Source organism: Paraburkholderia sp., assembly GCF_035948235.1.
In the GTDB taxonomy this organism is placed as follows: Bacteria; Pseudomonadota; Gammaproteobacteria; order Burkholderiales; family Burkholderiaceae; genus Paraburkholderia.
Map to the genome: position 1 here is coordinate 1 of NZ_DASZJJ010000105.1, position 25,343 is coordinate 25,343.

Sequence of the window (25,343 nt, forward strand, 5' to 3'; positions counted from 1 at the left end):
TATTCGAAACCTGGCGGCCCGACCTGGCGCTGGTGGACCTTGGCATGCCGGGCATGGATGGGCTGGAGTTGGCCCAACGTCTGCGCGCTCATCCGTTCCGGACCGCTCTTAAGCTGGTCGCGTTGACGGGGCGCGTATCGGAGCAGGAGCAACAGGCCGCGCTAGACGCCGGGTTTGACGCGCACCTCGCCAAACCCGTCGATATGGAGCAGGTCCGCGCGATGCTGGCAAAACGGCGTCGTCAGGACAGAGCGACGGATTGAAAATAATGCTCCAGTGATGCGAGATTGTCGGTCGATACGATCGCGCCAATGTAGCCATCGGGACGCACCAGCACCCAATCGCCGCGCTCCACCGCGTAGGCATTTTTGAAATGGCCGCCATCGTCCATGAGATCGCCGCCCGCCCCAAACGTATGAACATGTAAGCGTGCGCGCGGCGCGACCCGGGCGCGTTCGACGTCATAGCCGAAGAGCGTCCAATGCGTGCCCTTCAACAGATCGAATACACGCGTCGCATGCCCGCTTGCATGACGGATTGGCGCATCGGGCGCGCGGTCGCCTGCACGCAGCCCCGATGAGCGCTCGGGACATTCCAGCGCGAGCGCGGACCCGGGATAGCCAATGTCGAGCTGTCGTACTTCGCGCCCCCTGCGATTGTCGCCACGCTTCATCGCGTCGAGCAGCCTGGTGGAAAGGCCGAGCATATTGGCCGCGACGGTTCTGCGTTCCGCTTCATAGCTATCGAGCAATGCGTCCGGCGCGCCATCGATCACCGCCGCCAGCTTCCATCCAAGATTGTAGGCATCCTGAACACTGGTATTGAGACCCTGTCCGCCAGTAGGCGGATGAACGTGCGCGGCGTCGCCAGCGAGGAACACGCGCCCATCACGGTAGCGCTCCGCCAGCCGCGCGTTCATGTTATACGCCGATGCCCACGATACCGATTCGATATCGATGTCCGCGCGGCCCGTACGCGTGTGAACCAGCGCGACGAGTCCTTCGGCGCTGAGATCGATATCGCCCTCCAGCGCCACGGGCGCCTGTAGCTGGAACATGCCCGTGCCGACGAGCGGACATAGCGAGAGTTGCGCCTCCATGGAGCCTTCGTTGAAGCGATGCCAGACATCACGATCCAGGCCCGTAAGAAAAACATCGGCGACAACGGCACGCACTCCTAACGTTTTACCAGGAAAGCCAACACCCAGAGCGTTGCGCACAAAGCTACGGCCACCGTCCGCGCCAACCAGAAAGCGGGCGCGAATGACTTGCTCACCCTCCTGACCGATAACGCGGGCCACGACGCCGTCTTCGTCCTGATCGAACCCAACCAGCTCGCAGCCGTACTGCACCTGATGGCCGAGTTCCACGAGCCGTTCGCGCATGACCGCCTCGCTGCGAAACTGCGCGACGAGCAGCGGCGCGCCATAGGGCTCGGACGGCGTCGGTGCATCGCCTGCGAGTGCCTCGTGCCGGGCATGGCTGCCGTCCTCGCGATATTTGCGCTCGGGCGGATACGGTCCGCCCGCCAGCAGCATCCGATCCACGATACCCAGATCCTCGAAGATCTCCAGCGTGCGCGGCTGAATGCCCTTGCCGCGCGATCCGCCAAACGGCGCTGCCAGCTTGTCGAACAGACTAAACGACACGCCTCGTCTGGCCAGTTCGATAGCCAGCGTCAGGCCTGCTGCTCCGGCCCCGGAAATCACCACATCAACCGATCTCTCCCGCATCTTCGCCTCCAAACTGTGTGTAAAATGCACGCAATGGGAGGATGTTATGCCGTCGCAAAGAAATGTGCAAGATACACACATCTCGGAATCGATCCGGGAATTACATGGGGCGCTGATCCGGATCGTCAGCGTGATGAACCGTCCCGAGGTGGACGAGAACATGATTCAGGAAGCGGGCATTTCGCTCGACCGCGCCCTGTTTCCGCTGCTGGTGGCCATCGAGCGCTTCGGTCCGATCGGCATGGTCGATCTGGCGGGACGCGTCGGCCGCGATCACTCCACGGTCAGCCGCCAGGTCGCAAAACTGGAAAGCCTGGGTCTGGCCGATCGCCGCGCTGGCGCCGCAGACGGACGCGTTCGCGAAGTGGTTGTCACGCCCAAGGGCAAGACCATGACCGATGCTGTCGATGCGGCGCGCGATCGCCTGGGGCGGGCGTTATTTGCCCATTGGGAGCATCAGGAAATCGACCAACTCGTGCGTCTTTTGCGAAAATTCGCCGATGGCGTGGAGGTCCACTCTGCCGGCTCGCAGGAATAAGCAGGCTGCAACAGGCGGCCTGCAATAAGCGGACTGGAAAAGCACAGATCGACACCATTCGATGACTTACGCAACCGTGTTGAATGAGCACCGCGATCATTGGCTCGCCGCGCGTCGCGATCCGGAGACGGGTATCGAAGGCCTGCGCGCGCATTTCAGCGGCCACGCCTACGATCCACACGATCACGACGACATGTTGATCGGCTACACCGAGCAAGGCGTGCAGCGATTTCAGTGTCATCAGTCCCTGCACACGAGCGTGCCGGGCCGCGCGATCCTGATCGAGCCCGGTGCGCTGCACGACGGTCACGCGCCGGAGCAAGGCGGTTTCACTTACGCGATGTTGTATCTGCCGCAAGACTGGGTCGAACACGCCGCGCGTCGGCTGGATCTCCCCGGCCTGCACAGTGTCGAGGCGGCCTTCAGCCATACGCTCGTGGACGATCGCGTGCTTGTCGATGCGATTCAGGGCGCGTTTTTCAGCATCTATCACAACGAAGGCAGGCTCGCGCGCGATCAGGCGCTCGACCATCTGCTGACGCAACTCAGCGGCCAGTTGCGCGACGCCGCCGCCACGCACCATCTCCCTGCGCCGCTTGCCGCCCTGCGTGTGCGCGATCTGCTGCACGAACAGATGGACGGCAATGTCGGCCTCGATGAGCTGGCAAGTGCGGCCGGGATCGACCGCTTTCGCCTGACGCGTCTTTTCAAGCGCACTTTCGGCACGTCGCCGCACGCGTATCTGGTGCGCTTGCGCCTGCGCGCGGCGCGGCAATTGCTGGCAACCGGGCATCGCCCGGCCCAGGTGGCGGCAATGGTCGGCTTCGCGGATCAGAGCCATCTGGGCCGCTGGTTTCTGCGCGCTTACCGGATGACGCCCGCGGCCTATCGGCAGCTGTGCACAAACGTTCCAGACTGATCGCGACAAATCGCGGACCATGAGCGCTCAAGGAGGAACACTCATGTTCGACACCAAAGTGGCGCTGATCGTGCGCGATGACCTGGCGGTCTGGCAGAAACTCAACGTTGTCGCCTTTCTCGCAACCGGCGTGGCGGCGGCGATCCCTCACGCGCTAGGCGAGCCTTACGAGGACGCCGACGGCCGACAGTATGGACGCATGCTGGGCCAGCCGATGCTCGTGTTCGCCGCCGACCTGGGCGGTCTGCAAGCCGCGCATCAGCAGGCGGTCGCGCGCGAACTCGACATCGTGCCTTATGTACACGCCATGTTTTCGACAGGACACGATGCAGCGAATCGCGCGGCATTTCGTGCTCAGGATGCAGGCAATCTGGATTTCGTCGGCCTTGCGCTGCACGGCACCAAAAAAGCCGTGGACAAGGCCGTTAAAGGTTTGGCCTTGCATAGCTGATTCGATGCGGATAAATCATGAGTGTGGGCATACCTCATGAATGAGAAGCGGGCACAAACTGGCACAATACGCCCTCATGGAAACCGCAGACCTTGAGCGCCTTGTCACGCTCGCCATGCCCTTCGGCAAATACAAAGGCCGGCTTATCGCCGATCTGCCCGGCCACTATCTCAACTGGTTCGCCCGCGAAGGGTTCCCGCCGGGCGAGATTGGCCGGCTTCTCGCCTTGATGCAGGAGATGGACCATAACGGCCTGCGCGAGCTGCTCGCGCCGCTGCGCAAACGCACCTAGCGCGTATCGCAGTTCATGTTCCTGTCCGACGCCCGGAAGACATGACCGCTCATTCCCAATCCGATAAAAAATTCCGATAACGACTTTTCACCGCGCGAATCGATCGATTAAAGAAATCAATTCGTATGAATATTGACCGGAAGGACATGAGCGGACTAACCTGAATTGGCAAACACTCTTCTAAGCGCTTGATTCATGCGTTTAGCGTAGTCGTTGATGTCCAGCGATCGAGGCTAACAACCATGAACTCTCTCGACATTCAGGAAAGCATTCGCGAAGTCAATCTCTCCTATCTCATGCTGGCGCAGCGCATGTTGCGCGAGGATCGGGCCATCGGCATGTTCCGTCTCGGCCTGGCCGCTGAAATTGCCGATATCCTGCTCAACCTGTCGCTGGCCCAGGTGATCAAGCTGGCCTCTTCGGACCACCTGTTGTGTGCGTTCCGCTTCAACGATCAGATGCTGTTGTCCGCGCTCACGCAGCCCGCGAAACACGTCGAAATTGCCTCCACTCATGCTGCCATCCTGATGGCAGGTCATCCCGTTGAACTACTCGTCTGAGCTCTATCCGTCATGAATACAATGACCCGAAAGAGCGTCACCGAAGATGCGCAAGAAGTGTTTCGCGCAATCGCACTGATTGAACTCGGGGCGCGCATGCAGGTACTCGAAAGCGAATTGTCGCTCTCGCGTGATCGACTGATCCGTCTTTACCGTGAATTGCGCGGCGTATCGCCACCCAAGGGCATGCTGCCATTTTCGGCTGACTGGTATATGCCGTGGCTGCCCAATATCCACGCATCGCTATTCTTCAATACGTATTTGTTTCTCAGGAAGGAAGCGAGTTGTTCGCATCTCGATGCGCTCACCAAGGGATATCGGCTTTATCTGGAACATTGCACGCGCACCGAAGCCATGCCCGTGCTGGATCTGACGCGTGCATGGACGCTGGTGCGATTCTTCGAAGCCGAAATGCTGCAATTGACACCGTGCTGCCGCTGCACCGGCAAATTCGTGGCTCACAAGCACGACTTGCAGAAGGGCGTGGTGTGCGGCGCCTGCCAGCCGCCGTCGCGAGCGGGCAAGACAAGGAAGGCGGCGCGCGCGGTGGTCGAGGCGATTGCCGCAACCACCGCAGTTACCGAGGATGTGCCCACCGTCACAGCGGAGGCCGTGAACGAAGTGGCGGTTCAGGCAGCTTGAGCCCTTTTTAACGGAGCAGATCGCCAGGGAAAACCCGCACTCCAACTTGCCCAGCATCGGTCGATATCGCGGGTATCCGTGTGATTTGCACACGCCGGGAGCCACCGATGAAAGTCCGTTTGTTATTCGCCTCTGTGATCTGGGCCGCAACGTGCGCCGTTGCCTCGCCGGTGTTTGCGGGCACATCGAGCGCATTGACGGGACTGACCGACGACGACACCAGCACAGTGTTTTCGTCGGTGAAATTGACCACGCTGCAGGACGTGAGCGGGAGCGCGAAACTCACTGCCCCGAGCGCTTCCGTGGGCGCCGACGTGCTGCGCGGCGCAAGCGGCAATGTGGGCGTGAACCTCACCGCAGGTGTGCTCAATGCGCAAGCCAATCAGCTTGTTGTGGCCACCACGTCGCAAGCACAAATCGTCACGCAACAGAACGTGCATGCGGTCGTGCAGATGATCGCCGGCAGCGCGAGCGCCGAACTCGGTGCGGGCGCACTCGCTGGCGCGAGCGGCAATATCGGTATCAATATCGCTGCCGGTGCGGGCAATGCGCAGTCCAATGCGTTGATCGTGCATTGACTTCAGCAGTAGCCCGTGAGGAGCGCCCTTGCCCATTCCGGCCGGTTATTCGACGCGGCCACCCTGGCGGCCTCGTTCCAGTCGTATTCGACGGCTTTAAACCGCACGTCCCATCCAGACGCATGCTTCGTGACGATGGCGTAGCGGGCATGCGCAGAGCCCGCTTCCATCCGATGCGCGAAGGGATGTTCGTCCTCGTACGCCGGCAGGCCGACACTGCCGGGGTTCACGATCAGCCGCCCGTCTTCGAGCTTTAGCGATCGTTGTAAATGCGTGTGCCCGCACAGGACGAGCGTGGCCTGCGCGTCGCCCGCGCGGCTTTCGACTTCGGCGCGCGTCGCGACCCGGCAACCGCTTGCCGTCACGGTTTCAAGGAAGTAGTCGAGATCGCTGGAGGGTGTGCCATGCACAAGCAGAACGTCTTCGACGGGTCTGAGCGTGGCGGGCAGATCGCGTAGCCAGGCCAGCTGATCGTCGCGCAATGCGCGGTACGCAAACCGGTCGGACGCACCCATGCGCGACGGGTCTCCCGCAAGAAGCTGCCGCTCATGATTGCCCTTGATCGTCGGCAGGCCAAGCGCCATGAGCCGGTCGGCCGTTTGCGCAGGATAGAGCGCGCCAGAAAGAATGTCGCCGAGATTGACGATCAAATCCACGGTTTCATTGCGGGCGTCATCCAGCACGGCGTCGAGTGCGGCCAGGTTGCCGTGAATATCGGAAAGCGCTGCGATTTTCATAAGTTGTTCGAATCATTTGCACATCACAAGTGTAATGGCTTAATGTCATATCTTTAAAAGAATAACCCGCCCGGACGGATCGACCGCAAACCGTTCCCTGCGCGTGGCTGAAGCCGCGAACCCGGTTCGCGCGTGACGGTCCGGTTTTTGGGACCGCACGCACACGCAACCCCCTCGGCAGAAATTCTTTATGCTCTGGCAAAGTCCCCAGCAGCACCTAACAACGAGGGTGCCATGTCAGATCGACCCGATTCCAAGGATTCCAGGCGACCCGCCGAGGGCAACACCGCGCGTTCGCTGGCGCTGATCGCCGCCGTCGTGGTGGTCCTCGTGGCCGCTTTCGCCTACACCGCGGGCTGGCTCACGCCGGAGCGCATCACGCCCGCCAAGGTCGTCAACGGCCTTGCGCCGCCGGGCGGCCCCGCCCTGGGCTTCCGGCGCAATCACGCCAAGGGCATCTGCTTCACCGGCACCTTCGAGGCCAACGGCGCGGGCGCGGCGCTCTCCAGGGCACCCATGTTCGCGGCGGGCTCCTATCCCGTCACGGGCCGCTTCAATCTCGCCACCGCCGACGCCAAAGCCGCCGACGCCACCGTGCGCGTGCGCGGCATGAGCCTGCGCATCCTCGCGCCCGATGGCAGCGACTGGCGCACGGCCATGATCGACGCGCCGTTCTTCCCCGTCGCCACGCCCCAGGCGTTCTACGCGCTGCTGCAGGCGGCAGGCAACAAGAGCGACCCGGACGCCATGAAGAACTTCATCGCCGCACACCCGGAATTCGCGGCGTTCGGCGCGTGGGCGGGCAGCGCCCCGTGGACCGCCTCCTACGCGCAGGAGCGCTACAACAGCCTGAACAGCTTCGTGTTCACCAATGCGCAGGGAGAAGATCACGTCGTGCGCTGGTCGTTCCTGCCCGCGCAGACGCCCGAGCCGGTCTCGCCCGACGTGCTCAAGCAGCGCGGCGCCGACTTCCTCGCCTCCGACATCACCGATCGCGTGCATGCCGGGCCGCAGCGCTGGACGATGATCGTGACCGTGGCCGATCCGGGCGACCCGACCGACGACCCGAGCAAGGCCTGGCCGGACCAGCGCCGCAAGGTGGAAACCGGCACGCTGGTGGTCAACGCCATCGAGCCCGAGCCGGACGGCCCCTGCCGCGACCTGAACTTCGATCCGACGGTGCTGCCCACGGGCATCCACGTCTCCGACGATCCATTCCCCGCCGCACGCTCCGCCGCCTATTCGGTCTCGTTCAACCGCCGCACCGCGGAGGACAAGGACTACCCGCACACGCCCCCCGAAGGAGCGAAGCCATGAGCCCGAGCCACGCACCTGAAGCGCGCTTTTCGCCGCTGCAACGCGCCCTGCACTGGATCATGGCGATCTGCATCCTGTCGATGCTGTTTATCGGCGTGGGCATGGTCTCGACCATCCGGCCCGATTACCTCACGCTCGTTTCGATCCACAAGCCGCTGGGCATCGCCATCCTGATCCTCGCGCTGATCCGCCTCGTGACGCGGCTCGTGAAGGGCGCGCCGCCACTGCCCATCGACATGCCGGAGCCGATGAAACTGGCCGCCCACCTCTCGCATCTGGCCTTTTACGCGCTGATGATCGCGCTGCCGCTGATCGGCTGGGGGATGCTTTCGGCGGCCGATTATCCCGTCGTGGTCGCCGGTATTCGCTTGCCGGCGATCCTGCCCCATAGCAATGAATTGCATTCGCTGCTATGGAATGCCCACCGCTTCCTCGCGCTGTGCTTCTTCGCGCTGATCGTCGTGCATCTTGCGGCGGCGCTGTTTCACGCGCTGGTGCGGCGCGACGGCGTATTCCACGCCATGTCGCCCTGGCGCTAATCGCTTTAATTTTATTTAAGGGGCAGATAAAGGGCAGCTAAGGGTGCCTAAGGGCGGCTACAATTCCGCCCTTTTCTTTTATCTGAGCGATTAACACGAGCCGCGATTGTTTTTCTCAGCGCAATTCTGATTTCGTTCTATTAGCATTGTCTTTCGATAGCAACGTTCTACACTCCCTCCATCGCAATTGCGACGCACCGCACAAAGGTGCAACGCCAGATTGCTGCTTAATCCGGAGGTGTAGTCATGTTGCAGGTCTTCGAAGGCGCCGCAGCCATTGCCGCTCTGAGCCTTTATCTGATTCCGTCAATCGAGGCCGACGCGCGCAATCACAGCGACGCGCTCGCCATCACGCTGGTCAATATTCTGCTGGGCTGGACCATCGTTGGCTGGTTTGCGGCGCGCGCCTGGGCGCATCGCCGTCACGACGACCGGCTGCTGGCGCGCGCGGGCCGCAAGTTCCGCAGCGCCGCAGGCCGCCTTACGAGCCAGAAGATCGTCGATCACGCCAGGCTGCGCGCGATTCAGGAATGCCGCGATAAGACGTCCCGCAATCGCCGCGTAGCGACTTCGCTCTGCTCCTGAAACACCTGAAATTCCTGAAATAACTGCCGGGCGGCCAGGGAGCCGCCCGGTCCCATTAGTCCCCCGTTAGTCCCCAATACGAAGTTAAAAATGCAGTCGAACACCCCTTTGTCGATGTTTCCAGGTACGTTTTTTCGCCTGATCGCTTCCCTGTTTGCCACCGCAACCGTTTTATCCGCATGCGCCTCGGCGGGCGACGTCACCGCTACCGGCAAGGATGGCGTCTACAGCGTGACCGCTTCCGCAGCGGGAGGTCGTCTCGCGTGGGCGCGCGCCCATCGCCGCGCCCAGGCCGAAGCCAACGACTATTGCGCAGCGCGCGGCATGCAGACCAGCTTCGCGGTGGAAAGCACACAAGGCGTGGAAGCGCTCGCGCAGCAGGATTCCGTGCTGCGCTTCCAGTGCAATCCCAGGTTTTAGGCGCGATGTTTTAAAGCGGCTTTAAAAGCCGTTTAAAGCGAGCGCTTGATCGCCTCATCCAGCAGCGACAAGCCGAGATCGACTTCTTCCTCGCTCACCGTCAGCGGCGGCGCGATGCGGAAGACACCGCCCATGCCGGGCAACTGCACGATGTTCATGCTCAAGCCGAGGTTCATGCATTCGCGCGTGATCTTCGCGCCGAGGCCATCGGCGGGCGCTTTGCTGCGCCGGTCCTTGACGACTTCCATGCCGAGCAGCAAACCGCGCCCGCGCACGTCGCCGATGCATTCGTAGCGCTCCATCAGATCGAGCAGCCCGCGGCGCAGGCGCTCGCCCATCACGTTCGCGCGCGCGACCAGCCCTTCGCGCGCCACCACGTCGAGCACGCGCAAGCCCACAGCGGCAGGCAGCGGGTCGGACACATGTGTCGTGTAAAACAGGTAGCCGCGCTCGTGAGCCAATTCCTCGATCTGCGCCGAAGTCACTACCGCCGCCAGCGGCAGCCCCGCGCCCAGCGTCTTCGACAGCGTGAGAATGTCGGGCGTGACGCCGTCGCGCTCGAAGGCGAACATCGTTCCCGTGCGGCCCACGCCGGTCTGCGCTTCATCGAGGATCAGCAGCATGCCGCGCTCTTCGCACTTGCGCTTGAGCGCCGCGAGATAGCCCGGCGGCAGTTCGATGATGCCGCCCGAACTCAGGATCGGCTCGGCAATGAACGCCGCGAGGTTGCCGCTCGACTGGCGATCGATCAGATCGAACGCGTAGTCGAGTTCGGCGAGATAGTCGTATGCGCCGTCGCGCTCGAAACGCGGCCGGTAAGTGAACGGTGCGGGAATCGCGAACGAGCCCACCGCCGCCGGTCCCACGCCCTTGCGCCCCGCGCTGTAGGTGGCCGACGCCGCACCGCCGGTCATGCCGTGCCACGACTGCGCAAAACCCACGATTTCGTACTTGCCGGTGACGAGTTTGGCCATGCGGATGGCGGCCTCGTTCGACTCCGCGCCGGTGCTGAGCAACAGCGCGCGGTCGAGCCCCGGCGGCGTGATATCGGCCAGGCGCGTGGCCAGATCGACCACGGGCCGCGAGAGCATGCCGCTGAAGAGGTGATCGAGCCGCCCCGCGTACTCCCGGATCACCTCGACGATCTCCGGATGGCTGTGGCCGAGCACAGCGCTCATCTGGCCCGAAGTGAAATCGAGAATCGGGCGATCGTCGGCGTCATAAACGAAACTGCCTTGCGCGCGCTCGATGATCATCGGCTCGAAGCTGCCGCCGTAGCGGATCAGATGCTGTCTGGCGTTGTGCCAGAAGCTTGCGTCGTCGTTGCGGGACTGGGACACCGTGCTTCTCCTAGTGAATGGCAGCATGCCTTGCAGTCTAGAACGCACTCTGTATTTATAAAATCGAATAGTATTAATGGGAGCTAGAAGCCGCGCTAATATCTGGAGCCATGCTGTGAGCCGCGTACTCGAAATCGATCTGCTGCGTTCGTTTGCCGTGATTGCCGAAGTGCGCGCGCTCAGCCGCGCCGCCGAACGCGTCGGCCGCACCCAGTCCGCGTTGAGCCAGCAAATGAAGCGGCTGGAGGCCATCGTCGATCAACCGCTGTTCCAGCGCACCGGGCGCGGTGTGGTGCTCACGCATCCGGGCGAGCGTCTGCTCGTGCACGCGCAGCGCATGCTGCGGCTGCACGACGAAGCAATAGCCGACCTGAGCGGCACGGGCCTCACGGGCAACCTTCGCTTCGGCTGCCCGGACGACTACGCTGCCGTATTTCTCCCCGCGCTGCTGCGCCAGTTTTCGAGCCAGCATCCGCATGCGCTGGTGGAGGTGGTGTGCGCGCCCACGCCCAGGCTCCTCGACCTGCTCGACAAACGCGCGGTCGATCTGGCGATGGTCTCGCTGCCCGACGCGGCGCCGGGCGAAGACCCGATACGCCGCGAGCAACTGGTATGGATCGGCTATCCGGGCCTCGATCCAGCGCACTTCGATCCCTTGCCGCTCGCGCTGTCCGACGCGGATACGCTCGATCACATCGCCGCCTGCGAAGCGCTGCAAGACGCGGGCCGCGCCTGGCGCATCGCCTGCGCGAGCAGCAGTCTGTCGGGGCTGCTGGCGCTGGTGCGCGCGGGCCAGGCGTTCGCGGTGATGACGCAAACAGCCGTGCCGCCCGATCTGGCAATACTGAACGGCGACCCCGCATTGCCACCCTTACCCGCTGTGGGCATCACCGTGAAATCCAGCCGCAAGCGGCCCTCGCAGCTGGCTACGGCCTTCGCGGAACATATCCGCGCGGTATTGCCAGTGCTGTAAAAACACATAAAAAGCAACCATGCCGAAATACGCTGGTGCAGCGGACTATCAGGCGTTGCCGGTTCCATTGCTCGATTTAAAAAAGGCGTTTTTTCGGGCTTTCGACTGGCCTGGTCGCACAGTTCGATCCCGGTCGAGACGCCAACGATTCGCGTGCGCAATCCGGCGGCGATATACTCCGCGCAACCCAGCCACTTTTGCCATCGCACCCTGTTTCATGAGCGAGTACGTCCACTACCAGCAGGTGTCCGAGGTCCCCGGCCTCGTGCTGAGTACCGCGCGCTTCGCTGAATTCAGCTTCGATCGGCACTTCCATCTGGATTTTCACGTGGGGCTCGTAAGCGAAGGCATCCAGCGCCAGGGCAGCCACGGCAGCACGGTGCTGCTCGGCCCGGGCCGCATCGCATTGATGCCGCCTGGCGAGATCCACGACGGCATGGCGGAAGACGGCGGCCAATACACGCTCAAGACCTTCCGGCTTTCACAGGAACTCGTTGCCAGCGTCGCCGGGGAACTCAGCGGCCGCCCACGTGCGCCCGAACTCGGCGGCACCGTGCTCGACGATCCCGTGCTTGCAGGGCGCCTCGTGCGCCTGCACGACACGATGCATGACGACGGCGGCGCAGGCAGCCTGGATGTACAGACGCAGTGGCTCACGCTGCTCGAAAGCCTGCTGTGCCAGTCGCGCGCGATCGTGCCCGAGCGCGTGCCAGGCGCGCTGTCTGCGGGCCAATGGAGCCGCGTGCGCGACTACTGCTTCAGTCGTCTGGCGGAAAAAATCACCCTCGAAGAGCTGGCCGGGTTATGCGGACTTGGCCGCTTTCAGTTCCTCAAGCAGTTCAAGCTGACCATCGGCATGACGCCGCATGCGTGGCTCCTGCGGCTGCGGCTCGAACGCGCCTGCGAACTCCTGCTGCAAGGCCCGCAGCCAATCGCCAGCGTGGCGCAGGCCGTGGGTTTCTACGATCAGAGCCATTTCAATCGCGCGTTCCGCCAGGCTTACGGCGTCGCGCCCTCGTGCTTTCGGGCTTAGATCCGGGCGCGAATATCAAGCCGGAAATCCGCGCGTCTTGATCGCGTCCGTCAATTTTTTACAAGCGCCGCGCCTCTCACCCGTCATACGATGCCCGCATCCGGGGCATCAGCCCTGGCTGAGTTGAGGAAACGATCATGACAAGTAGCGACAGGGCGCCGGCTCTGGGATTCACGAGCGACAACATCGCGGGCGCGTCGCCCGAAGTGATCAAGGCACTGGTGGCCGCGAGCACGGGACAGGCCAACCCCTATGGCGCGGACCCGTACACGGCCAGCGTCGAGCGGCGTCTGTGCGAAATCTTCGAACGCGAAGTAGACGTCCTGCTGGTGCCCACCGGCACCGCCGCCAACGCGCTGTGCCTGAGCGCGATGACGCCGCCATGGGGCAACATCTATTGCCACGCGTCGAGCCACATCAACAACGACGAATGCGGCGCGCCTGCGTTCTACTCGAACGGCGCAAAGCTCGTGACGGTGGACGGCGCCGCCGCAAAAATGGTCCCTGCAAAGCTGCTGGAAGCGGCGCGCTCCAAAGTCGGCGACGTGCATTCGACCCAGCCCGCGTGCGCGAGCATCACGCAGGCGACGGAGGAAGGCAGCGTTTATACGCTCGCGGAAGTCGAAGCGATCGGCGCGGCCTGCAAGGCCGCGAACATCCGCCTGCATATGGACGGCTCGCGCTTCGCCAATGCACTGGTTTCGCAGCACTGCACGCCCGCAGAGATGACCTGGAAGGCCGGCGTCCACGCGCTCTCGCTGGGCGCGACCAAGAACGGCGTGCTCGCGGCGGAAGCAATCGTGGTGTTCGACCGCTCGCTTACGACTGAACTGGCATTCCGCCGCAAACGCGCGGGTCATTTATTCTCGAAGATGCGCTTTCTGGCCGCGCAGATCGACGCGTATCTGAGCGACGATCTCTGGCTGCGCAATGCGCGTCAGGCGAATGCGACGGCGCTGCGGCTCACGCAAGGACTTGCGGCACTGGATGGCGTGGAAATCATGGGCGCGCCCACCGCGAACATCGTGTTCTGCCGCTTGCCCGAGCCGATGATCAAGGCACTGCTCGATGCGGGCTTCCGTTTTTATCACGACCGCTGGGGCCCGGGCATTGTGCGCTTTGTGACCGCGTTCTCGACGACGTTCGAAGACGTCGATCATTTGCTGGAGCGGGCGCGCGCCGCGAGCCGTTGATTCCGGCCTCAGGGCGCGCGCCTCGCGATCAATCCGGCGTAGCCAGATACGGACTCACACTGCCCGCCTCGAACGGCCGGGCGTGAATCTCCATTCGCGCAATGCTTTGCAGATGGACCTCGTCAGGGCCGTCTGCAAAGCGCAATGCGCGCCCCCACGTCCAGCTGTCGGCCAGCGGCGTATCCGGGCTCAGCCCCATCGCGCCAAATACCTGTATCGCGCGCTCGCACACGGCCGTATGCACGCCCGGCACCAGCGCCTTGATCATCGAAATCTCCTTGCGTGCTGCCTTCGCACCCACGGTGTCGATCATCCACGCGGCCTTCAGCACGAACAGACGCGCCTGATCGATTTCGATACGCGATTTCGCGATCCATTCCGCTACCGAGCCATGCTCATGCAGACGCTTGCCGAACGCCGTGCGCGCCTGGGCACGCTCGATCATCAATTCGAGCGCCAGTTCCGCCGCGCCAATCGAGCGCATGCAGTGGTGAATGCGTCCCGGACCGAGGCGCGCCTGAGCGAGCGCAAAGCCGCTGCCTTCCGCACCCAGCAGATTTTCTTTCGGCACACGCACGCCCTTGAATTCGATTTCGCAATGGCCTTCGGGCGCCGTGTGATTGACCACGGTGATATTGCGAATGATCTTGACGCCCGGCGTATCGCGCGGCACGAGAATCATGCTTTGCTGGCTGTGGCTCGGCGCATCGGGATCGGTCTTGCCCATCACGATAAAGATCTGGCAGTTCGGGTGCGCAGCATTGGTGATGAACCATTTGCGCCCGTCGATCACGTAGTCGTCGCCGTCACGGCGAATGCGCGTAGTGATATTGGTCGCATCCGACGACGCCACCGCCGGTTCCGTCATCGCGAACGCCGAGCGGATCTTGCCGTCGAGTAGCGGTTCGAGCCATTGCTTGCGTTGCGCCGGCGTGGCGAACATATGGAGCAGTTCCATATTGCCTGTATCCGGTGCATTGCAGTTGAATACTTCGGAGGCCCAGGGAACGCGACCCATGATCTCCGCGAGCGGCGCGTATTCCAGATTGCTCAGACGGGTGCCCGGCTCGTCATCTTTCAGATGCGGCAGAAAGAGATTCCACAGCCCTTCCGAGCGCGCCTTGTCCTTGAGCGCCTCCATGAAGGACACCGGGTATTGCCCCGCATTCACTTCCTCATGCCACTGGTGAATGCGCGGCACGATATGCTTGTCCATGAACGCGCTCAACTGGGCGCGCAGCGCCTCGACTTTCGGGCTATAGGCGAAGTCCATCTTGCTCTCCTCAATCGGATTGGTTAGCGCGGTTCAGATCGTCAGGCCACCGTCCACGACGATGCACTCGCCGTTGGTGTAACTCGACGCATCGGAGACGAGATACAGCACCGTGCCCGCCATTTCGCGCGGCTCGGCGTGACGGCGCAGCGGGATCTTGCCAATCGCGTCTTCGTAAAGCGCCTGATCCGCGAACAGCGCACCCGCAAAGCGGGTTTTGGTGAGACCTGGCAGCAGCGCATTCACGCGAATGCCCAGCGGCCCGCATTCCTTGGCGAAGGCGCGCGTCATGTTCACGACGCCGGCCTTGGTGATCGAATAAATGCCCTGACGGTCGCCCGGTTGCAGCGCATTGACGGACGCCGTGTTGACGATCGCGCCCCCGCCGTGCTCGCGCATCAGCTTGCCCGCTTCCACCGACATGAAGAAATAGCCGCGCAGGTTGACCTCGACGGTCTTTTCGAACGAGGCGAGATCGGTATCCAGAATATGGCCGAAGTACGGATTCGCAGCCGCGTTGTTGACGAGAATGTCGAGCCGGCCATGACGCTCGCGAATATGACCGAAGATCGCCTGGATATCCTCGATACGGCCAACGTGGCAGGCAACGGCTTCGGCGCTGCCGCCCGCCTCGCGAATGCCGCGCGCCACGGCTTCGCAATCGTCGATCTTGCGGCTCGAAACGATCACATGCGCACCCTGCTGCGCGAGCAGCTTCGCGATTTCTTCGCCGATACCGCGGCTTGCGCCCGTGACCAGCGCGATTTTCGATTTCAGATCAAACAGATTAGTCATCTTAAGTAACCTCAATATTGCTTGCGCAGAGTGGATAGCGCGTGAAATTTAAATCAGATCGACGCCCATTTGCGCCAGCGCGCCCGCCATTTCACCCACCTGGCGCGCCTTGTCGTTCGAAGCATTGCCGCCAAGCGCGCGCTTTTTCACGCCCTGCGCGATCGACGCCAGGCGGAAGAAACTGAAGGCAAGGTAAAAGTTCCAGTTTTCGATGGCGTCGATACCGCGCAGGCGGCAGTAATGCGCGACGATTGCGTCCTCATCCGGCACACCCAGCGCGGCGCGATCAAGGCCCGCCAGCCCGGCGATGTGACCCTGGGGCGGCAGGCGCAGACACATGCAGAAATACGCCAGATCCGCGAGCGGATTGCCGAGCGTGGACAGTTCCCAGTCGAGTACTGCGCGCACGCGTGGCGCGCCACGCTCGAAAATGAAATTGTCGATACGGTAGTCGCCATGTACGAGCGTCGGCTTGCCGGATTCGACGGGGCAATGTGCAGGTAGCCACGCAATCAGCTTTTCCATGGCGTCGAGATCGTCGGTCTGGGCGGCGCGGTATTGCGTCGTCCACAGATCGATCTGGCGTGCGAAGTAATTGCCTGCGCGACCATAGTCGGCCAACCCCACGGCTTCGACATCGACATCATGGAGCGCCGCCATGGTGTCGATCAGCGCATCGAAATAAGCGCTACGCCGCTCGACACCCAGTTCAGGCAAGGCCGGGTTCCAGAAGGTTTCACCATCCTCGAAACTCATCACATAGAACAGGCTGCCGATAACATCGCGGTCCTCGCACAGATGCAGCGCCCGCGCGACCGGCACCGGCGTCTCGCGCAGCGCGGTGAGCACGCGGAATTCGCGATCCACCGCATGCGCGGACTTAAGCAGCGCGCCCGGCGGTTGCCGCCGCAGGACATAGCGACCACCCGCCGTCGTCAGCAGGAACGTGGGATTGGACTGGCCGCCGGCGAACTTCTCGATGGTCACCGGGCCCTGAAAGCCGGGTACGTGAGCCGCCAGATAGCGCGTGAGTGAATCAACGTCGAATTGAAGTGGGTTATTCATGCTGCGCAAGTGCAAAGTAGAAAATGCAAATCAGCCATAGGTGACGAGCTTGCGGCGCTCGGCGCGTTCGAGATGAGGGAGCGCGTTGAAGCCGACCAGCGATATCGCGCTTTCGTTGAAAACGTACTGACTCACGCTGCTGTTGCGAATCTGCATGTTGAGCGCGATGGCGGTGGAAGCCGGCGCTTCGAGTATCTGTTGCGTGAACACCGCGATGGCGCCCCCCGAACTCACCGCCAGCACGCGCTTGCCGCCCATGCGCTGGATCGCTTCACGCGCACGCGCCACGCGCGCCTGAAACTGCTGCCAGGTTTCCGGCAGGTCGCCCGGCAAGCGGTCCTCGGACCACAGCAGCAGCGCATGCTTGAGCGCCTTGTAGAAGTGCTTGACGTTGCCGTCTGCGGGCGCGGGCGGCATGAGGCCGCTCGCTTCGAGCGCGGCGAACAGGGCGTGGAAGTCGTATTCGTTGAGATCGGCGTCCTGCACGACCTCGATTTTTGGGGCGCGCATGCCTTCGAGCAATGCCTCGGCGGTTTGCTCGTGACGGCGCATCGTGCCGGTCACGATGCGGTCGAACTGCATATCCGCCTGCGCGAAATATTCGCCGAGCCACGTCGACTGGATGCACCCCGAGGGCGACAACGCATCGTAATTCTGTGCGCCCAGCGACGCCTGCCCGTGCCGTACCAGATAGAGATCCGCCATGCCTTCCTCGCGTGAAGATGGCTGAAACGATAGCTGGCCCTTCGGCATTCAGGAAGTTTATTCTATTTATATCCCGCCATAACTAACGGTGATGATCGAAGGGCTGGAGGTTCTTCTTGCGCATCAGCCGCGCAATCTGCTCGCGCAGCCAGCGGTGCGCGGGGTCTCCCGCCACGCTGCGGTGCCAGTAGCCGTGCGATTCGAGGCTCGGAAGATCGAACGGCAGCTTGAGGATGCGCGCGTCGTAGCGTTGCAGCAGCGTGAGCGGCGCGGTGAGCGCCAGATCGGTGCGCATGGCGATCAGCGGCGCCACCAGATAGTGCTGTACGCGCGTGAGAATGTTGCGGCGCTGCCCGAGCTTGTTGAGTTCCGTATCGACGAGACCCGGCCCCTGGCGGCGGCTGGAAACGTGGATATGACCGAGGCTCAGGTAATCGTCGAGCGTGAGCTTTTTCTTCGCGAACGGATGATCCTGACGCACGAGGCACGCGTAGCGGTCGCTGCCGAGCGGCGCCTGTTCCAGTTGCGGATCGTCGATCAGCGGCGCGTCGATCGCCAGATGGACTTCGCCGCTCGCCAGCGCTTCGGGCACTTCGCGGCGCGTCGTGAAGTAGCTCTCGATACGGATGCCGGGCGCGAGGCGCTGCAGCACCTCTTCGAGCGCGGGCAGCAACAGCGCCTCGGTGAGGTCGTTCATGCTCAAACGAAAGGTGCGCTGCGAAGTCGCCGGGTCGAAACGCTCGCCCGCATGGGTGCTCGAATCGAGCAGTTGCAGCGCCTCGCGCACGCGCCCGATGATGTTCTCCGAAACGGGCGTGGGCACCATGCCCGCGGGCGTGCTGACGAACAAGGGATCGTCGAAGGTCTTGCGCATGCGTGCGAGCGCGTTGCTGACGGCGGGCTGCGTGATGAACAGCAGTTCCGCCGCGCGCGTGAGATTGCGCGTGCGATAGACCGCTTCGAACACGGTAAAGAGGTTCAGGTCGATCCTGGAAAGCGGCATGCGGGAGGGTTCCGGAGCGTGGGGCGAATGATTGTGATCGTAATCGGGAGAGACTGCGGGGGAAATAGCAAAGTGGGATCGGAGCCGTTTTTATCCGGATAAAAATTCAGCCCCCTGGCCACCCTCCCGCGCGCATTTCGCCGCGCCCGGTATCCTGAACGCCGTCCGCTCGCGCGGCGCTGCGCGGGGCACTCTTCCTGTCGGGGAGCGAAGCGATGCAAATGGAAACCGGGTTTATCGGATTGGGCGTGATGGGCACCCCGATGGCGCGCAATCTCGCCCGCGCGGGCACGCCGCTCGCAGTCTGGAGCCGTTCGAAGGATCACTACGCTGCACTGCGCGAAGCGGGCGCCCGCACGGTCGAACATGCCGATGCCGTATTCGCGACATGCAGCACGGTCATCCTCATGCTGGCCAACGATCACGCCATCGATACGGTGCTGGGCCGCGCGACGCCCACGTTTGCCGCGCGCGTGCGCGGCCATGTGATCGTGAACATGGGAACGAATTCGGCGGACTATTCGCGCACGCTCGCCGGCGATATCGAGGCCGCAGGCGGTCGTTATGTCGAAGCCCCGGTTTCAGGCTCGCGCAAACCCGCCGAAGCGGGCCAGCTCGTCGTCATGCTCGCGGGCGCGCGCGACGATGTCGAAGCCGTGCGTGCGCTGGTGCAGCCACTGTGCCGTGAGAGTTTTGTGTGCGGCACGGTCCCGGCAGCGTTGACGATGAAGCTCGCCGTCAACCTGTATCTCATCACGATGGTCACGGGCCTGAGTGAAGCGACGCATTTCGCGCAGAGCCACGGCATCGACCTCGCGCTGTTCGCAAACGTGCTGAACGCCGGTCCGATGGCAAGCGACGTTTCGCGCGTCAAGATCGACAAGCTCGCTGCGCAGAATTTCTCGGTGCAGGCGGCCATCACCGACGTGCTGAAGAACGCACGCCTGGTGGCCGAAGCCGCGCGCGGCGCGGGTATCGCCTCGCCGCTACTCGATATCTGCCACGCGCTTTATGGTGAAACCGAAGCGCTGGGCCTGGGCCAGAAGGACATGGTGGCCGTCGTTCGCGCCATCGAGCAGCGCACGGCAACGGCGAGGCAACGGCCCACGCGGGAATGACATCAGCCTGACGGGCGACGCCTTTGATCTATGCGCTTTTACGCGCGGCTCGCCTTTTCGGCAACTTCTGCGCCTCACCCAGCAACCAGTCGCGAAACGCGACGAGTCTCGGCAAGCCGGCACATTCGGGCCGATACACCACGTAATAAGCCAGTGCAGAGCGATACGCCAGATCCGGAAACAGGCGCACCAGACGCCCGGCGGCCAGGTCGTCGCGCGCCATCACGCTGCGTGCAAGCGCGATCCCCTGCCCGTCGATGGCGGCCTGCAATACGGCGGCCGAATTATTGATCTTCATGCCACGGCGTGTGGCCGCCTCCTGCACGCCTGCGGCCTCGAACCACGCATCCCATGTCGCGAAGCCCGCGTGGCTGTCCACCGAAAGATCGTGAATCAAGGTCTCACGCGCGAGTTCGCGCGGCGTGCGCCATTTGCCCTGCTTCGCCAGCGCCGGTGAGCAAACCGGATAGATCTCCTCTTCCATCAGCTTTTCCGCCGTGAGGCCGGGCCATGCGCCGGCGCCATAGCGTACGCCGATATCGATCCCCTGCGCCGCAAAATCCATCAGCTTCAAGCTGGTGTCGAGCCGCACGTCGGTATCCGGACATTGCGCGTGAAAGCCCTCGATACGCGGCAGCAGCCATTTGGCCGCGAATGCCGGGCTGACCGTCACCGTCAGCACGCCGTTGGCCGCGCCTTCCTTGAGGCGTTCGAGGCCCAGCGTCAGACGGTCGAAACCCGCGCGGATATCGGGCAATGCACGTTGCGCGACTTCCGTCGCCATCAGACGCGCGCGGCTGCCCGTCCCGCGCGCGAACAACGGCGTGCCGAGCCACTCTTCGAGGCTGCGCACGAGTTGTCCAACCGCCGCTGGCGTCACGTTAAGCTCCGCTGCCGCGGCAGAAAAACTCTGGTGGCGCGCGCTCGCCTCGAAGGCGCGCAGCGCGTTCAAATAAACCGGCGTTGTCATTGTTGAAAGATTTTCTATCAGATATGAACAGAATATCTGATTTGAAGCGTACGCGGCGGTCGACCAGAATGGCTGCAGCACAGAGATCAAAGCTCTCTTCTCTGTCCCCTGAAAAGATTCGAGGAGTCGGTCATGAGCAACAGTTTTTCTAACAAGGTGGCGATCGTCACCGGCGGCGGTTCGGGCATCGGCAAGGAAGTCGCGGCGCGGCTCGTCAAGGCTGGCGCGAATGTGGTGATCGGTGGTCGCGACGCTGGCAAACTCGCGCAGGCTGCCGCGCAGATCGACCCGGGCGGCGCGCACGTTCGCTTTCTCGCGGGCGATATCGCCCTGCCCGCCACGGCTAGCGCGCTCGTCAAGCTCGCTACGGAAGCGTTTGGCGGTGTGGACATTCTCGTCAACAACGCCGGCATTTTCCGGCCCAAGGCATTTCTGGACGTGACCGAGGCCGAATACGACGGCTTCCTCGATACGATCCTCAAAGGCAAGTTCTTTATGGCGCAGGCGGCCGCGAAGGCAATGCAACTGCGCGGCGGCGGTGCGATCGTGCAGACCGGCTCGCTGTGGGCGTTGCAGGCTATCGGCGCGACGCCGTCAGCTGCATATTCCGCCGCCAATGCGGGCGTGCATGCACTCACGCGCAATCTGGCGATCGAGCTTGCGGCTTCGAATATCCGCATCAATACCGTTGCGCCGGGCGTGGTGGAAACGCCGGTCTACAACACCTTTATGAGCGACGACGAAGTCAAGGCCACGCTGCCCGCCTTCAACGCATTCCATCCGCTGGGCCGCAACGGCCAGCCCGCCGATGTCGCCGAAGCGATCCTGTTCCTTGCCTCGCCGCAAGCCGCGTGGATCACGGGCACGGTGCTGCCGGTGGACGGCGGTGTGATGGCCGGACGACACGCCTGATCCGGCATGCTTGCGCCTGCTTTATGCATCATCTAGAAAGCCGCTTTAAAAGCGGCTTTTTAATCGCGCTACGCTAATTTACTGCTGGATCAGGCGCCCCAGCGGCGCGAGCGGCCCCACCGGCGTCAATTCAAAGGTCATGAAACCGCCTGCCGCCAGCGGGAGTTCCTGCACGGCGGCGCGCGCCTCTTCGACGTTTTGCGCGTTCATCAGAAAGAACACGCCGGGCCGATCCTGACGAAACCAGAACTGCTCGATCTTGCCGTCGAGGTAAAGCTGAAGCGTGGCCGGGACTTCCTTCGCCATGACCTGCGGTTGCTGTTCCGGCGAGGGCGGATTGGTGATCGATCCGATAGCAAATACCTTCATGAGTCTTCTCCGATGTTGATCTGCGTTGCGACGTGCAACGTGGAGAAATGTAGCGTTCGGCCGGGCAAAGGAGTATCGTCGTAAATGACAACTTTATGGTCATTTACGCCATGAGAATTTCTGTACTCGCGCTCGAAGGATTGTTCGATACGGGCCTCGCCGTCACGCTCGACTCCCTGAGGGCCGCCAATGGACTCGCGGCGCGCGCGCTGGGCGGCACGCCGCGTTTCGATGTGAGCGTGGTTGGCGTGCGCAAAAGGGTGCGGTCGGGGCACGGCTTTACGATTCCCGTTCAGCCCATCACGCCCGCCCTCAAACCCGACTGGGTCATCGTCCCGGCACTCAACGCCACCACGCCGGAGCTGCTGATCCCGGCGCTGGAAAGACCCGACGTCGCCGACGCCAAAGCGCAGTTGCAGACGTGGCACGCGCAGGGCGCGCGCATCGGCGCCTCGTGTATCGGCACGTTCCTGCTGGCCGAAGCGGGTCTGCTCGACGGGCGCGAAGCCACCAGCACATGGTCGCTCGCGCCGCTGTTCCGCCAGCGTTATCCGCGCGTGAAACTCGACGAATCGCGCATGCTGGTGGCGACCGATATCGGCGTGACGGCGGGCGCCGCGATGGGGCATCTCGATCTCGCGCTCTGGCTGATTCGCCAGGCGAGCCCGGAACTTGCCACGCTCGTTTCGCGCTATCTGCTCGCGGACATTCGCAGTTCGCAGGCGCCTTACATCATCCCCAATCATCTGGCGCAGCACGATCCGCTGATCCAGCGTTTCGAACAATGGGCGCGCAAGCAGTTGCGCAATGGCTTTTCGCTGCAGGATGCCGCTGACGCGCTGGCGACGAGTCCCCGCTCGTTGCAGCGGCGCTGCCAGGAGGTACTGGGGAAATCGCCGCTGGCGTACTTTCAGGATCTGCGCGTAGAGCGCGCGCAATCGCTGTTGCATGGCAGCGGGCTCGATATCGAAGCGATCGCGACAGAAGTCGGTTATGCCGATGGTGCGACCTTGCGCACTCTGTTGCGCCAGCGGCTGGGTCGCGGCGTGCGTGATCTTCGGGCGGATCTTCTATAAGTTTTCATACGTCACCACGCCGCCGAAGATTCTCCGCCCCCAGCGCATCGGGCCGGTCGACGCCGAGCAGCGCCATATTCCGGCGCATTTCCGCAGCAACGATGGCGAACGCATGCAGCAAGCCCGCCTGCCCGGCCACCGCGCCGGCATAGTTGAACGGCCTGCCGATAAACACGGCGCGCGCGCCCAGCGCCATCGCCATCAACACATCGCCGCCACGCCGGAAGCCGCTGTCGATCATCACCGGGCAATCGGCATCCACGGCATCGACCACAGCGGGCAACGCGCGCAGCGGCGCAATCGAGCCGTCGAGTTGGCGCCCGCCATGATTCGATACGATCAGCCCATCCGCGCCGAGTTCGCGCGCGCGGCGTGCGTCGGCGGGATTGAGGATGCCCTTCACCACCAGCCTGCCGCGCCAGCGCCGGCGGATCAGTTGCAGATGCTCCCAGCTCAGGTGATCGCGCGCGCCAAAATCACGCAGCACGCTCGACGAGAGAATCGGCGCGCCGCGTGAAGTGCGCGAGTTTTCGAAATGCGGCATGCCGTGCCGCAAGAGCGTGCGCAACGCGGTGCCAAACAGCCAGCGAGGATGCGTCGCGCCATCCCACGCGAGGCGCGGCCCGGGGCGCAGCGGCGTGGAAAAACCCGCACGCAGATTGTTCTCGCGATTGCCCGAGACCGGCACATCGGCAGTGAGGACGAGCGTGCCAAAGCCCGCCTGCGCGACGCGATCCAGCAGCGCTGCAATCGTCTCCGGCTCGCCGGGCACGTACATCTGAAACCACGCCTGCGGATTGGCAGCGGCGATCTCTTCCATGCGGATCAGCGACGATCCGCTCATGATCATCGGCACGTTGGCGAGCGCGCTGGCCTGCGCCTGGATCAGATCGCCGCGATACGCCGAAAGCGCACTGATGCCCATCGGCGCGATGCCGAACGGCGCCGTGTAGGTATGGCCGAAAAGCGTCGTCTCCAATGTGCGCCGAGAAGTATCGACGAGCACGCGCGTCACCCAGTCGTAGTCCTCGAATGCGGCACGATTCTCGCGCAGCGAGCGGTCCGTTTCGCAGCCGCCGCTCACGTAGGCGAAGATTGGGCGCGGCAGATGGCGTCGCGCGGCGACTTCGAAATCGGCCAGTGAAAGCACGCGCGCGAGACGACGCGGAATGCGTGGCGATGTGCCCGAACGTGGCGCGGAATGATTCGCGAGCGGATAGTCGCTCAGGCTGAAGGCGGCAGTCATGGCGTTCGGTTTCATCCTCACGGAAGTGCGCTTAAAGCAGGCGCGGTAACGCGATGCCGGGGTGCTCCGTGTCGGCAACGAGTATGCTGCCGCTCTTCGATTCGGTGATAAAGATCTGCCGACGCTGCGGTCCGCCAAACGCGAGATTGGTCACCGTTTCACCCGCGCACGATTTCACGCGCGCGATACACGCACCGTTGGGCGCGAACACGAATACATGGCCGAGCGAGGCGTGCGCCACGTAGAGGTTGCCTGCTTCGTCCATAGCAAGCCCATCGGGGCCGCTCGTGCCGAAGAGCGAACAGAATCGCCCCACTTTCGCGGTGCCGCCGTTGTCGAGCAGCGGCAGACGCCAGACTGCGTTGTCGCGCGTCATCGCCACGAACAGCACGCGCCCGGACGGATCGAGCACGAGGCCGTTCGGACTGACGCCGTTCGAGATCAGGCAATCGAGCCGGCCATCGGCCCGCAGGCGATAGACGCGGCCCGACGGGTCCTGCAGGCCGGTCTGCCCCTGATCGGTGAAATAGATGTCGCCGTTCGCCGCAATCGCGAGGTCGTTGCAACCTTTGAACGACTCGCCGTTACGCGAGCTCAGCAGCGGCTCCACGCGTCCGGTTTGCGCGTCGAGTTGCATGATGCCGTTGCGGTAATCCGCGATCAGGATGCGGCCGTCCGGATGAAACTTCAGGCCGTTCGGCTCGCCGTCGTATTGCGCCACGAGCGTCCATTCGCCTTCGCGGTCGATGCGAAAGATGCGGCCAAACGGAATATCGACCACATAAAGCCGTCCTTGCGCATCGAACGCCGGCCCTTCCAGGAAGCTGTCGACACTCTGCCCCGCCTTGTTGGCATTAGCCCAGGCCGAGCCGATGCCGCTCTGGCGAAAGCGCTCGGGCATCGAGGAGAACACGCGCGTTTCAATTACGCGCGGCGGTTGATCGAGATAGAACATGCGCTGC

The 25,343-nt window shown here is 63.2% G+C and carries 30 protein-coding genes; 18 read left to right on the forward strand and 12 right to left on the reverse strand.

The window, feature by feature from the left end:
- Positions 1-263, forward strand: a 263-nt coding sequence (locus VG320_RS08940) for a response regulator (RefSeq protein ID WP_327199757.1), incomplete at its 5' end; no start/stop codon positions are given.
- Here the strand turns inward: VG320_RS08940 and VG320_RS08945 are convergent.
- Positions 242-1,894, reverse strand: coding sequence for an FAD-dependent oxidoreductase (locus VG320_RS08945; RefSeq protein WP_327199758.1), 1,653 nt, complete (start codon positions 1,892-1,894; stop codon positions 242-244). The two genes, VG320_RS08940 and VG320_RS08945, sit on opposite strands and share 22 nt — an antisense overlap.
- On the opposite strand from VG320_RS08945, the gene VG320_RS08950 reads away from it, so the two are divergent.
- From VG320_RS08950 to VG320_RS08980, 7 genes are all read left to right on the forward strand, one after another.
- Complete coding sequence (locus VG320_RS08950) at positions 1,866-2,270, forward strand: MarR family winged helix-turn-helix transcriptional regulator (protein ID WP_327199759.1); 405 nt, start codon at positions 1,866-1,868, stop codon at positions 2,268-2,270. The two genes, VG320_RS08945 and VG320_RS08950, sit on opposite strands and share 29 nt — an antisense overlap.
- A 61-nt stretch (positions 2,271-2,331) precedes the next feature.
- Entirely contained in the window at positions 2,332-3,189 is an 858-nt protein-coding gene (locus tag VG320_RS08955; RefSeq protein WP_327199760.1) for an AraC family transcriptional regulator, read from the forward strand.
- A gap of 43 nt (positions 3,190-3,232) precedes the next feature.
- Positions 3,233-3,640 carry a DUF2000 domain-containing protein gene (locus tag VG320_RS08960; protein WP_327199761.1) on the forward strand — a complete coding sequence of 136 codons (408 nt, stop codon included), beginning with the start codon at positions 3,233-3,235 and terminating at the stop codon, positions 3,638-3,640.
- 76 nt (positions 3,641-3,716) lie between these two features.
- Entirely contained in the window at positions 3,717-3,932 is a 216-nt protein-coding gene (locus tag VG320_RS08965; RefSeq protein WP_327199762.1) for a DUF3820 family protein, read from the forward strand.
- Between the two features lie 242 nt (positions 3,933-4,174).
- Positions 4,175-4,492, forward strand: a complete 318-nt coding sequence (flhD, locus tag VG320_RS08970; RefSeq protein ID WP_327199763.1) for a flagellar transcriptional regulator FlhD — start codon at positions 4,175-4,177, stop codon at positions 4,490-4,492.
- Between the two features lie 21 nt (positions 4,493-4,513).
- A complete protein-coding gene (gene flhC, locus VG320_RS08975) occupies positions 4,514-5,134 on the forward strand; it encodes a flagellar transcriptional regulator FlhC (RefSeq protein ID WP_327199764.1) in 621 nt (206 codons plus the stop codon).
- A 107-nt stretch (positions 5,135-5,241) separates the two neighbouring features.
- Entirely contained in the window at positions 5,242-5,712 is a 471-nt protein-coding gene (locus VG320_RS08980; RefSeq protein ID WP_327199765.1) for a hypothetical protein, read from the forward strand.
- Between the two features lie 2 nt (positions 5,713-5,714).
- Here VG320_RS08980 and VG320_RS08985 read toward each other — a convergent pair whose 3' ends face one another.
- A complete protein-coding gene (locus tag VG320_RS08985) occupies positions 5,715-6,449 on the reverse strand; it encodes a metallophosphoesterase family protein (protein WP_327199766.1) in 735 nt (244 codons plus the stop codon).
- Between the two features lie 234 nt (positions 6,450-6,683).
- Here VG320_RS08985 and VG320_RS08990 point away from each other — a divergent pair, with 234 nt between their 5' ends.
- The 4 genes from VG320_RS08990 to VG320_RS09005 all read left to right on the forward strand — a co-directional run bounded on the left by VG320_RS08990 (position 6,684) and on the right by VG320_RS09005 (position 9,310).
- Positions 6,684-7,766 carry a catalase family peroxidase gene (locus VG320_RS08990; protein ID WP_327199767.1) on the forward strand — a complete coding sequence of 361 codons (1,083 nt, stop codon included), beginning with the start codon at positions 6,684-6,686 and terminating at the stop codon, positions 7,764-7,766.
- Positions 7,763-8,305 (forward strand): cytochrome b, encoded by a 543-nt coding sequence (locus VG320_RS08995; protein WP_327199768.1) that lies wholly within the window; start codon positions 7,763-7,765, stop codon positions 8,303-8,305. Before VG320_RS08990 ends, VG320_RS08995 begins: the two co-directional genes overlap by 4 nt.
- A 246-nt stretch (positions 8,306-8,551) precedes the next feature.
- Entirely contained in the window at positions 8,552-8,890 is a 339-nt protein-coding gene (locus VG320_RS09000) for a superinfection immunity protein (protein WP_327199769.1), read from the forward strand.
- Positions 8,891-8,980: 90 nt separating this feature from the next.
- Entirely contained in the window at positions 8,981-9,310 is a 330-nt protein-coding gene (locus VG320_RS09005) for a hypothetical protein (protein ID WP_327199770.1), read from the forward strand.
- A gap of 32 nt (positions 9,311-9,342) precedes the next feature.
- On the opposite strand, the gene VG320_RS09010 is transcribed toward VG320_RS09005, so the two are convergent.
- Entirely contained in the window at positions 9,343-10,650 is a 1,308-nt protein-coding gene (locus VG320_RS09010; protein WP_327199771.1) for an aspartate aminotransferase family protein, read from the reverse strand.
- A 76-nt stretch (positions 10,651-10,726) separates the two neighbouring features.
- Here VG320_RS09010 and VG320_RS09015 point away from each other — a divergent pair, with 76 nt between their 5' ends.
- The 3 genes from VG320_RS09015 to VG320_RS09025 all read left to right on the forward strand — a co-directional run bounded on the left by VG320_RS09015 (position 10,727) and on the right by VG320_RS09025 (position 13,849).
- The gene (locus VG320_RS09015) at positions 10,727-11,623 is read left to right on the forward strand and encodes a LysR substrate-binding domain-containing protein (protein ID WP_414696004.1); all 897 of its coding nucleotides are present in this window, start codon (positions 10,727-10,729) and stop codon (positions 11,621-11,623) included.
- A 217-nt stretch (positions 11,624-11,840) separates the two neighbouring features.
- Positions 11,841-12,656 (forward strand): AraC family transcriptional regulator, encoded by an 816-nt coding sequence (locus tag VG320_RS09020; protein ID WP_327199773.1) that lies wholly within the window; start codon positions 11,841-11,843, stop codon positions 12,654-12,656.
- Positions 12,657-12,793: 137 nt separating this feature from the next.
- Positions 12,794-13,849 carry a low specificity L-threonine aldolase gene (locus VG320_RS09025; RefSeq protein ID WP_327199774.1) on the forward strand — a complete coding sequence of 352 codons (1,056 nt, stop codon included), beginning with the start codon at positions 12,794-12,796 and terminating at the stop codon, positions 13,847-13,849.
- Between the two features lie 28 nt (positions 13,850-13,877).
- Here the strand turns inward: VG320_RS09025 and VG320_RS09030 are convergent, their stop codons facing one another.
- The 5 genes from VG320_RS09030 to VG320_RS09050 form a co-directional block, all read right to left on the reverse strand.
- The gene (locus VG320_RS09030) at positions 13,878-15,122 is read right to left on the reverse strand and encodes an acyl-CoA dehydrogenase family protein (RefSeq protein WP_327199775.1); all 1,245 of its coding nucleotides are present in this window, start codon (positions 15,120-15,122) and stop codon (positions 13,878-13,880) included.
- A 33-nt stretch (positions 15,123-15,155) separates the two neighbouring features.
- On the reverse strand, positions 15,156-15,917 hold the full coding sequence (locus VG320_RS09035; protein ID WP_327199776.1) for an SDR family oxidoreductase: 762 nt from the start codon (positions 15,915-15,917) through the stop codon (positions 15,156-15,158).
- Positions 15,918-15,965: 48 nt separating this feature from the next.
- A complete protein-coding gene (locus VG320_RS09040; RefSeq protein WP_327199777.1) occupies positions 15,966-16,982 on the reverse strand; it encodes a phosphotransferase in 1,017 nt (338 codons plus the stop codon).
- 30 nt (positions 16,983-17,012) lie between these two features.
- Complete coding sequence (locus VG320_RS09045) at positions 17,013-17,687, reverse strand: histidine phosphatase family protein (RefSeq protein ID WP_327199778.1); 675 nt, start codon at positions 17,685-17,687, stop codon at positions 17,013-17,015.
- Between the two features lie 82 nt (positions 17,688-17,769).
- Positions 17,770-18,690, reverse strand: coding sequence for a LysR family transcriptional regulator (locus VG320_RS09050; protein ID WP_327199779.1), 921 nt, complete (start codon positions 18,688-18,690; stop codon positions 17,770-17,772).
- Between the two features lie 197 nt (positions 18,691-18,887).
- Here VG320_RS09050 and VG320_RS09055 point away from each other — a divergent pair, with 197 nt between their 5' ends.
- A complete protein-coding gene (locus tag VG320_RS09055; protein ID WP_327199792.1) occupies positions 18,888-19,808 on the forward strand; it encodes an NAD(P)-dependent oxidoreductase in 921 nt (306 codons plus the stop codon).
- A gap of 28 nt (positions 19,809-19,836) precedes the next feature.
- Here VG320_RS09055 and gcvA read toward each other — a convergent pair whose 3' ends face one another.
- Positions 19,837-20,778, reverse strand: coding sequence for a transcriptional regulator GcvA (gcvA, locus tag VG320_RS09060; protein ID WP_327199780.1), 942 nt, complete (start codon positions 20,776-20,778; stop codon positions 19,837-19,839).
- Positions 20,779-20,910: 132 nt separating this feature from the next.
- On the opposite strand from gcvA, the gene VG320_RS09065 reads away from it, so the two are divergent.
- The gene (locus VG320_RS09065; RefSeq protein ID WP_327199781.1) at positions 20,911-21,690 is read left to right on the forward strand and encodes an SDR family NAD(P)-dependent oxidoreductase; all 780 of its coding nucleotides are present in this window, start codon (positions 20,911-20,913) and stop codon (positions 21,688-21,690) included.
- A gap of 78 nt (positions 21,691-21,768) precedes the next feature.
- Here VG320_RS09065 and VG320_RS09070 read toward each other — a convergent pair whose 3' ends face one another.
- Positions 21,769-22,059, reverse strand: a complete 291-nt coding sequence (locus tag VG320_RS09070; protein ID WP_327199782.1) for a hypothetical protein — start codon at positions 22,057-22,059, stop codon at positions 21,769-21,771.
- 110 nt (positions 22,060-22,169) lie between these two features.
- On the opposite strand from VG320_RS09070, the gene VG320_RS09075 reads away from it, so the two are divergent.
- Positions 22,170-23,135 carry a GlxA family transcriptional regulator gene (locus VG320_RS09075; RefSeq protein ID WP_327199783.1) on the forward strand — a complete coding sequence of 322 codons (966 nt, stop codon included), beginning with the start codon at positions 22,170-22,172 and terminating at the stop codon, positions 23,133-23,135.
- 4 nt (positions 23,136-23,139) lie between these two features.
- Here the strand turns inward: VG320_RS09075 and VG320_RS09080 are convergent, their stop codons facing one another.
- Together VG320_RS09080 and VG320_RS09085 are read right to left on the reverse strand one after the other, a co-directional pair.
- A complete protein-coding gene (locus VG320_RS09080) occupies positions 23,140-24,381 on the reverse strand; it encodes an alpha-hydroxy acid oxidase (RefSeq protein WP_327199784.1) in 1,242 nt (413 codons plus the stop codon).
- Between the two features lie 31 nt (positions 24,382-24,412).
- Positions 24,413-25,336 carry an SMP-30/gluconolactonase/LRE family protein gene (locus VG320_RS09085; protein WP_327199785.1) on the reverse strand — a complete coding sequence of 308 codons (924 nt, stop codon included), beginning with the start codon at positions 25,334-25,336 and terminating at the stop codon, positions 24,413-24,415.
- Between the last annotated feature and the right edge of the window lie 7 nt (positions 25,337-25,343).

What these genes read in the sequence shown, in the direction of transcription:
- VG320_RS08950 (WP_327199759.1), top strand. Translation starts at nt 1,866, where the DNA reads ATGAACCGTCCCGAGGTGGACGAGAACATGATTCAGGAAGCGGGCATT.
- VG320_RS08945 (WP_327199758.1), bottom strand. Translation starts at nt 1,894, where the DNA reads ATGTTCTCGTCCACCTCGGGACGGTTCATCACGCTGACGATCCGGATC.
- VG320_RS08955 (WP_327199760.1), top strand. Translation starts at nt 2,332, where the DNA reads ATGACTTACGCAACCGTGTTGAATGAGCACCGCGATCATTGGCTCGCC.
- VG320_RS08960 (WP_327199761.1), top strand. Translation starts at nt 3,233, where the DNA reads ATGTTCGACACCAAAGTGGCGCTGATCGTGCGCGATGACCTGGCGGTC.
- VG320_RS08965 (WP_327199762.1), top strand. Translation starts at nt 3,717, where the DNA reads ATGGAAACCGCAGACCTTGAGCGCCTTGTCACGCTCGCCATGCCCTTC.
- flhD (WP_327199763.1), top strand. Translation starts at nt 4,175, where the DNA reads ATGAACTCTCTCGACATTCAGGAAAGCATTCGCGAAGTCAATCTCTCC.
- flhC (WP_327199764.1), top strand. Translation starts at nt 4,514, where the DNA reads ATGACCCGAAAGAGCGTCACCGAAGATGCGCAAGAAGTGTTTCGCGCA.
- VG320_RS08980 (WP_327199765.1), top strand. Translation starts at nt 5,242, where the DNA reads ATGAAAGTCCGTTTGTTATTCGCCTCTGTGATCTGGGCCGCAACGTGC.
- VG320_RS08985 (WP_327199766.1), bottom strand. Translation starts at nt 6,449, where the DNA reads ATGAAAATCGCAGCGCTTTCCGATATTCACGGCAACCTGGCCGCACTC.
- VG320_RS08990 (WP_327199767.1), top strand. Translation starts at nt 6,684, where the DNA reads ATGTCAGATCGACCCGATTCCAAGGATTCCAGGCGACCCGCCGAGGGC.
- VG320_RS08995 (WP_327199768.1), top strand. Translation starts at nt 7,763, where the DNA reads ATGAGCCCGAGCCACGCACCTGAAGCGCGCTTTTCGCCGCTGCAACGC.
- VG320_RS09000 (WP_327199769.1), top strand. Translation starts at nt 8,552, where the DNA reads ATGTTGCAGGTCTTCGAAGGCGCCGCAGCCATTGCCGCTCTGAGCCTT.
- VG320_RS09005 (WP_327199770.1), top strand. Translation starts at nt 8,981, where the DNA reads ATGCAGTCGAACACCCCTTTGTCGATGTTTCCAGGTACGTTTTTTCGC.
- VG320_RS09015 (WP_414696004.1), top strand. Translation starts at nt 10,727, where the DNA reads ATGGGAGCTAGAAGCCGCGCTAATATCTGGAGCCATGCTGTGAGCCGC.
- VG320_RS09020 (WP_327199773.1), top strand. Translation starts at nt 11,841, where the DNA reads ATGAGCGAGTACGTCCACTACCAGCAGGTGTCCGAGGTCCCCGGCCTC.
- VG320_RS09025 (WP_327199774.1), top strand. Translation starts at nt 12,794, where the DNA reads ATGACAAGTAGCGACAGGGCGCCGGCTCTGGGATTCACGAGCGACAAC.
- VG320_RS09030 (WP_327199775.1), bottom strand. Translation starts at nt 15,122, where the DNA reads ATGGACTTCGCCTATAGCCCGAAAGTCGAGGCGCTGCGCGCCCAGTTG.
- VG320_RS09035 (WP_327199776.1), bottom strand. Translation starts at nt 15,917, where the DNA reads ATGACTAATCTGTTTGATCTGAAATCGAAAATCGCGCTGGTCACGGGC.
- VG320_RS09040 (WP_327199777.1), bottom strand. Translation starts at nt 16,982, where the DNA reads ATGAATAACCCACTTCAATTCGACGTTGATTCACTCACGCGCTATCTG.
- VG320_RS09045 (WP_327199778.1), bottom strand. Translation starts at nt 17,687, where the DNA reads ATGGCGGATCTCTATCTGGTACGGCACGGGCAGGCGTCGCTGGGCGCA.
- VG320_RS09050 (WP_327199779.1), bottom strand. Translation starts at nt 18,690, where the DNA reads ATGCCGCTTTCCAGGATCGACCTGAACCTCTTTACCGTGTTCGAAGCG.
- gcvA (WP_327199780.1), bottom strand. Translation starts at nt 20,778, where the DNA reads ATGACAACGCCGGTTTATTTGAACGCGCTGCGCGCCTTCGAGGCGAGC.
- VG320_RS09065 (WP_327199781.1), top strand. Translation starts at nt 20,911, where the DNA reads ATGAGCAACAGTTTTTCTAACAAGGTGGCGATCGTCACCGGCGGCGGT.
- VG320_RS09070 (WP_327199782.1), bottom strand. Translation starts at nt 22,059, where the DNA reads ATGAAGGTATTTGCTATCGGATCGATCACCAATCCGCCCTCGCCGGAA.
- VG320_RS09075 (WP_327199783.1), top strand. Translation starts at nt 22,170, where the DNA reads ATGAGAATTTCTGTACTCGCGCTCGAAGGATTGTTCGATACGGGCCTC.
- VG320_RS09080 (WP_327199784.1), bottom strand. Translation starts at nt 24,381, where the DNA reads ATGACTGCCGCCTTCAGCCTGAGCGACTATCCGCTCGCGAATCATTCC.
- VG320_RS09085 (WP_327199785.1), bottom strand. Translation starts at nt 25,336, where the DNA reads ATGTTCTATCTCGATCAACCGCCGCGCGTAATTGAAACGCGCGTGTTC.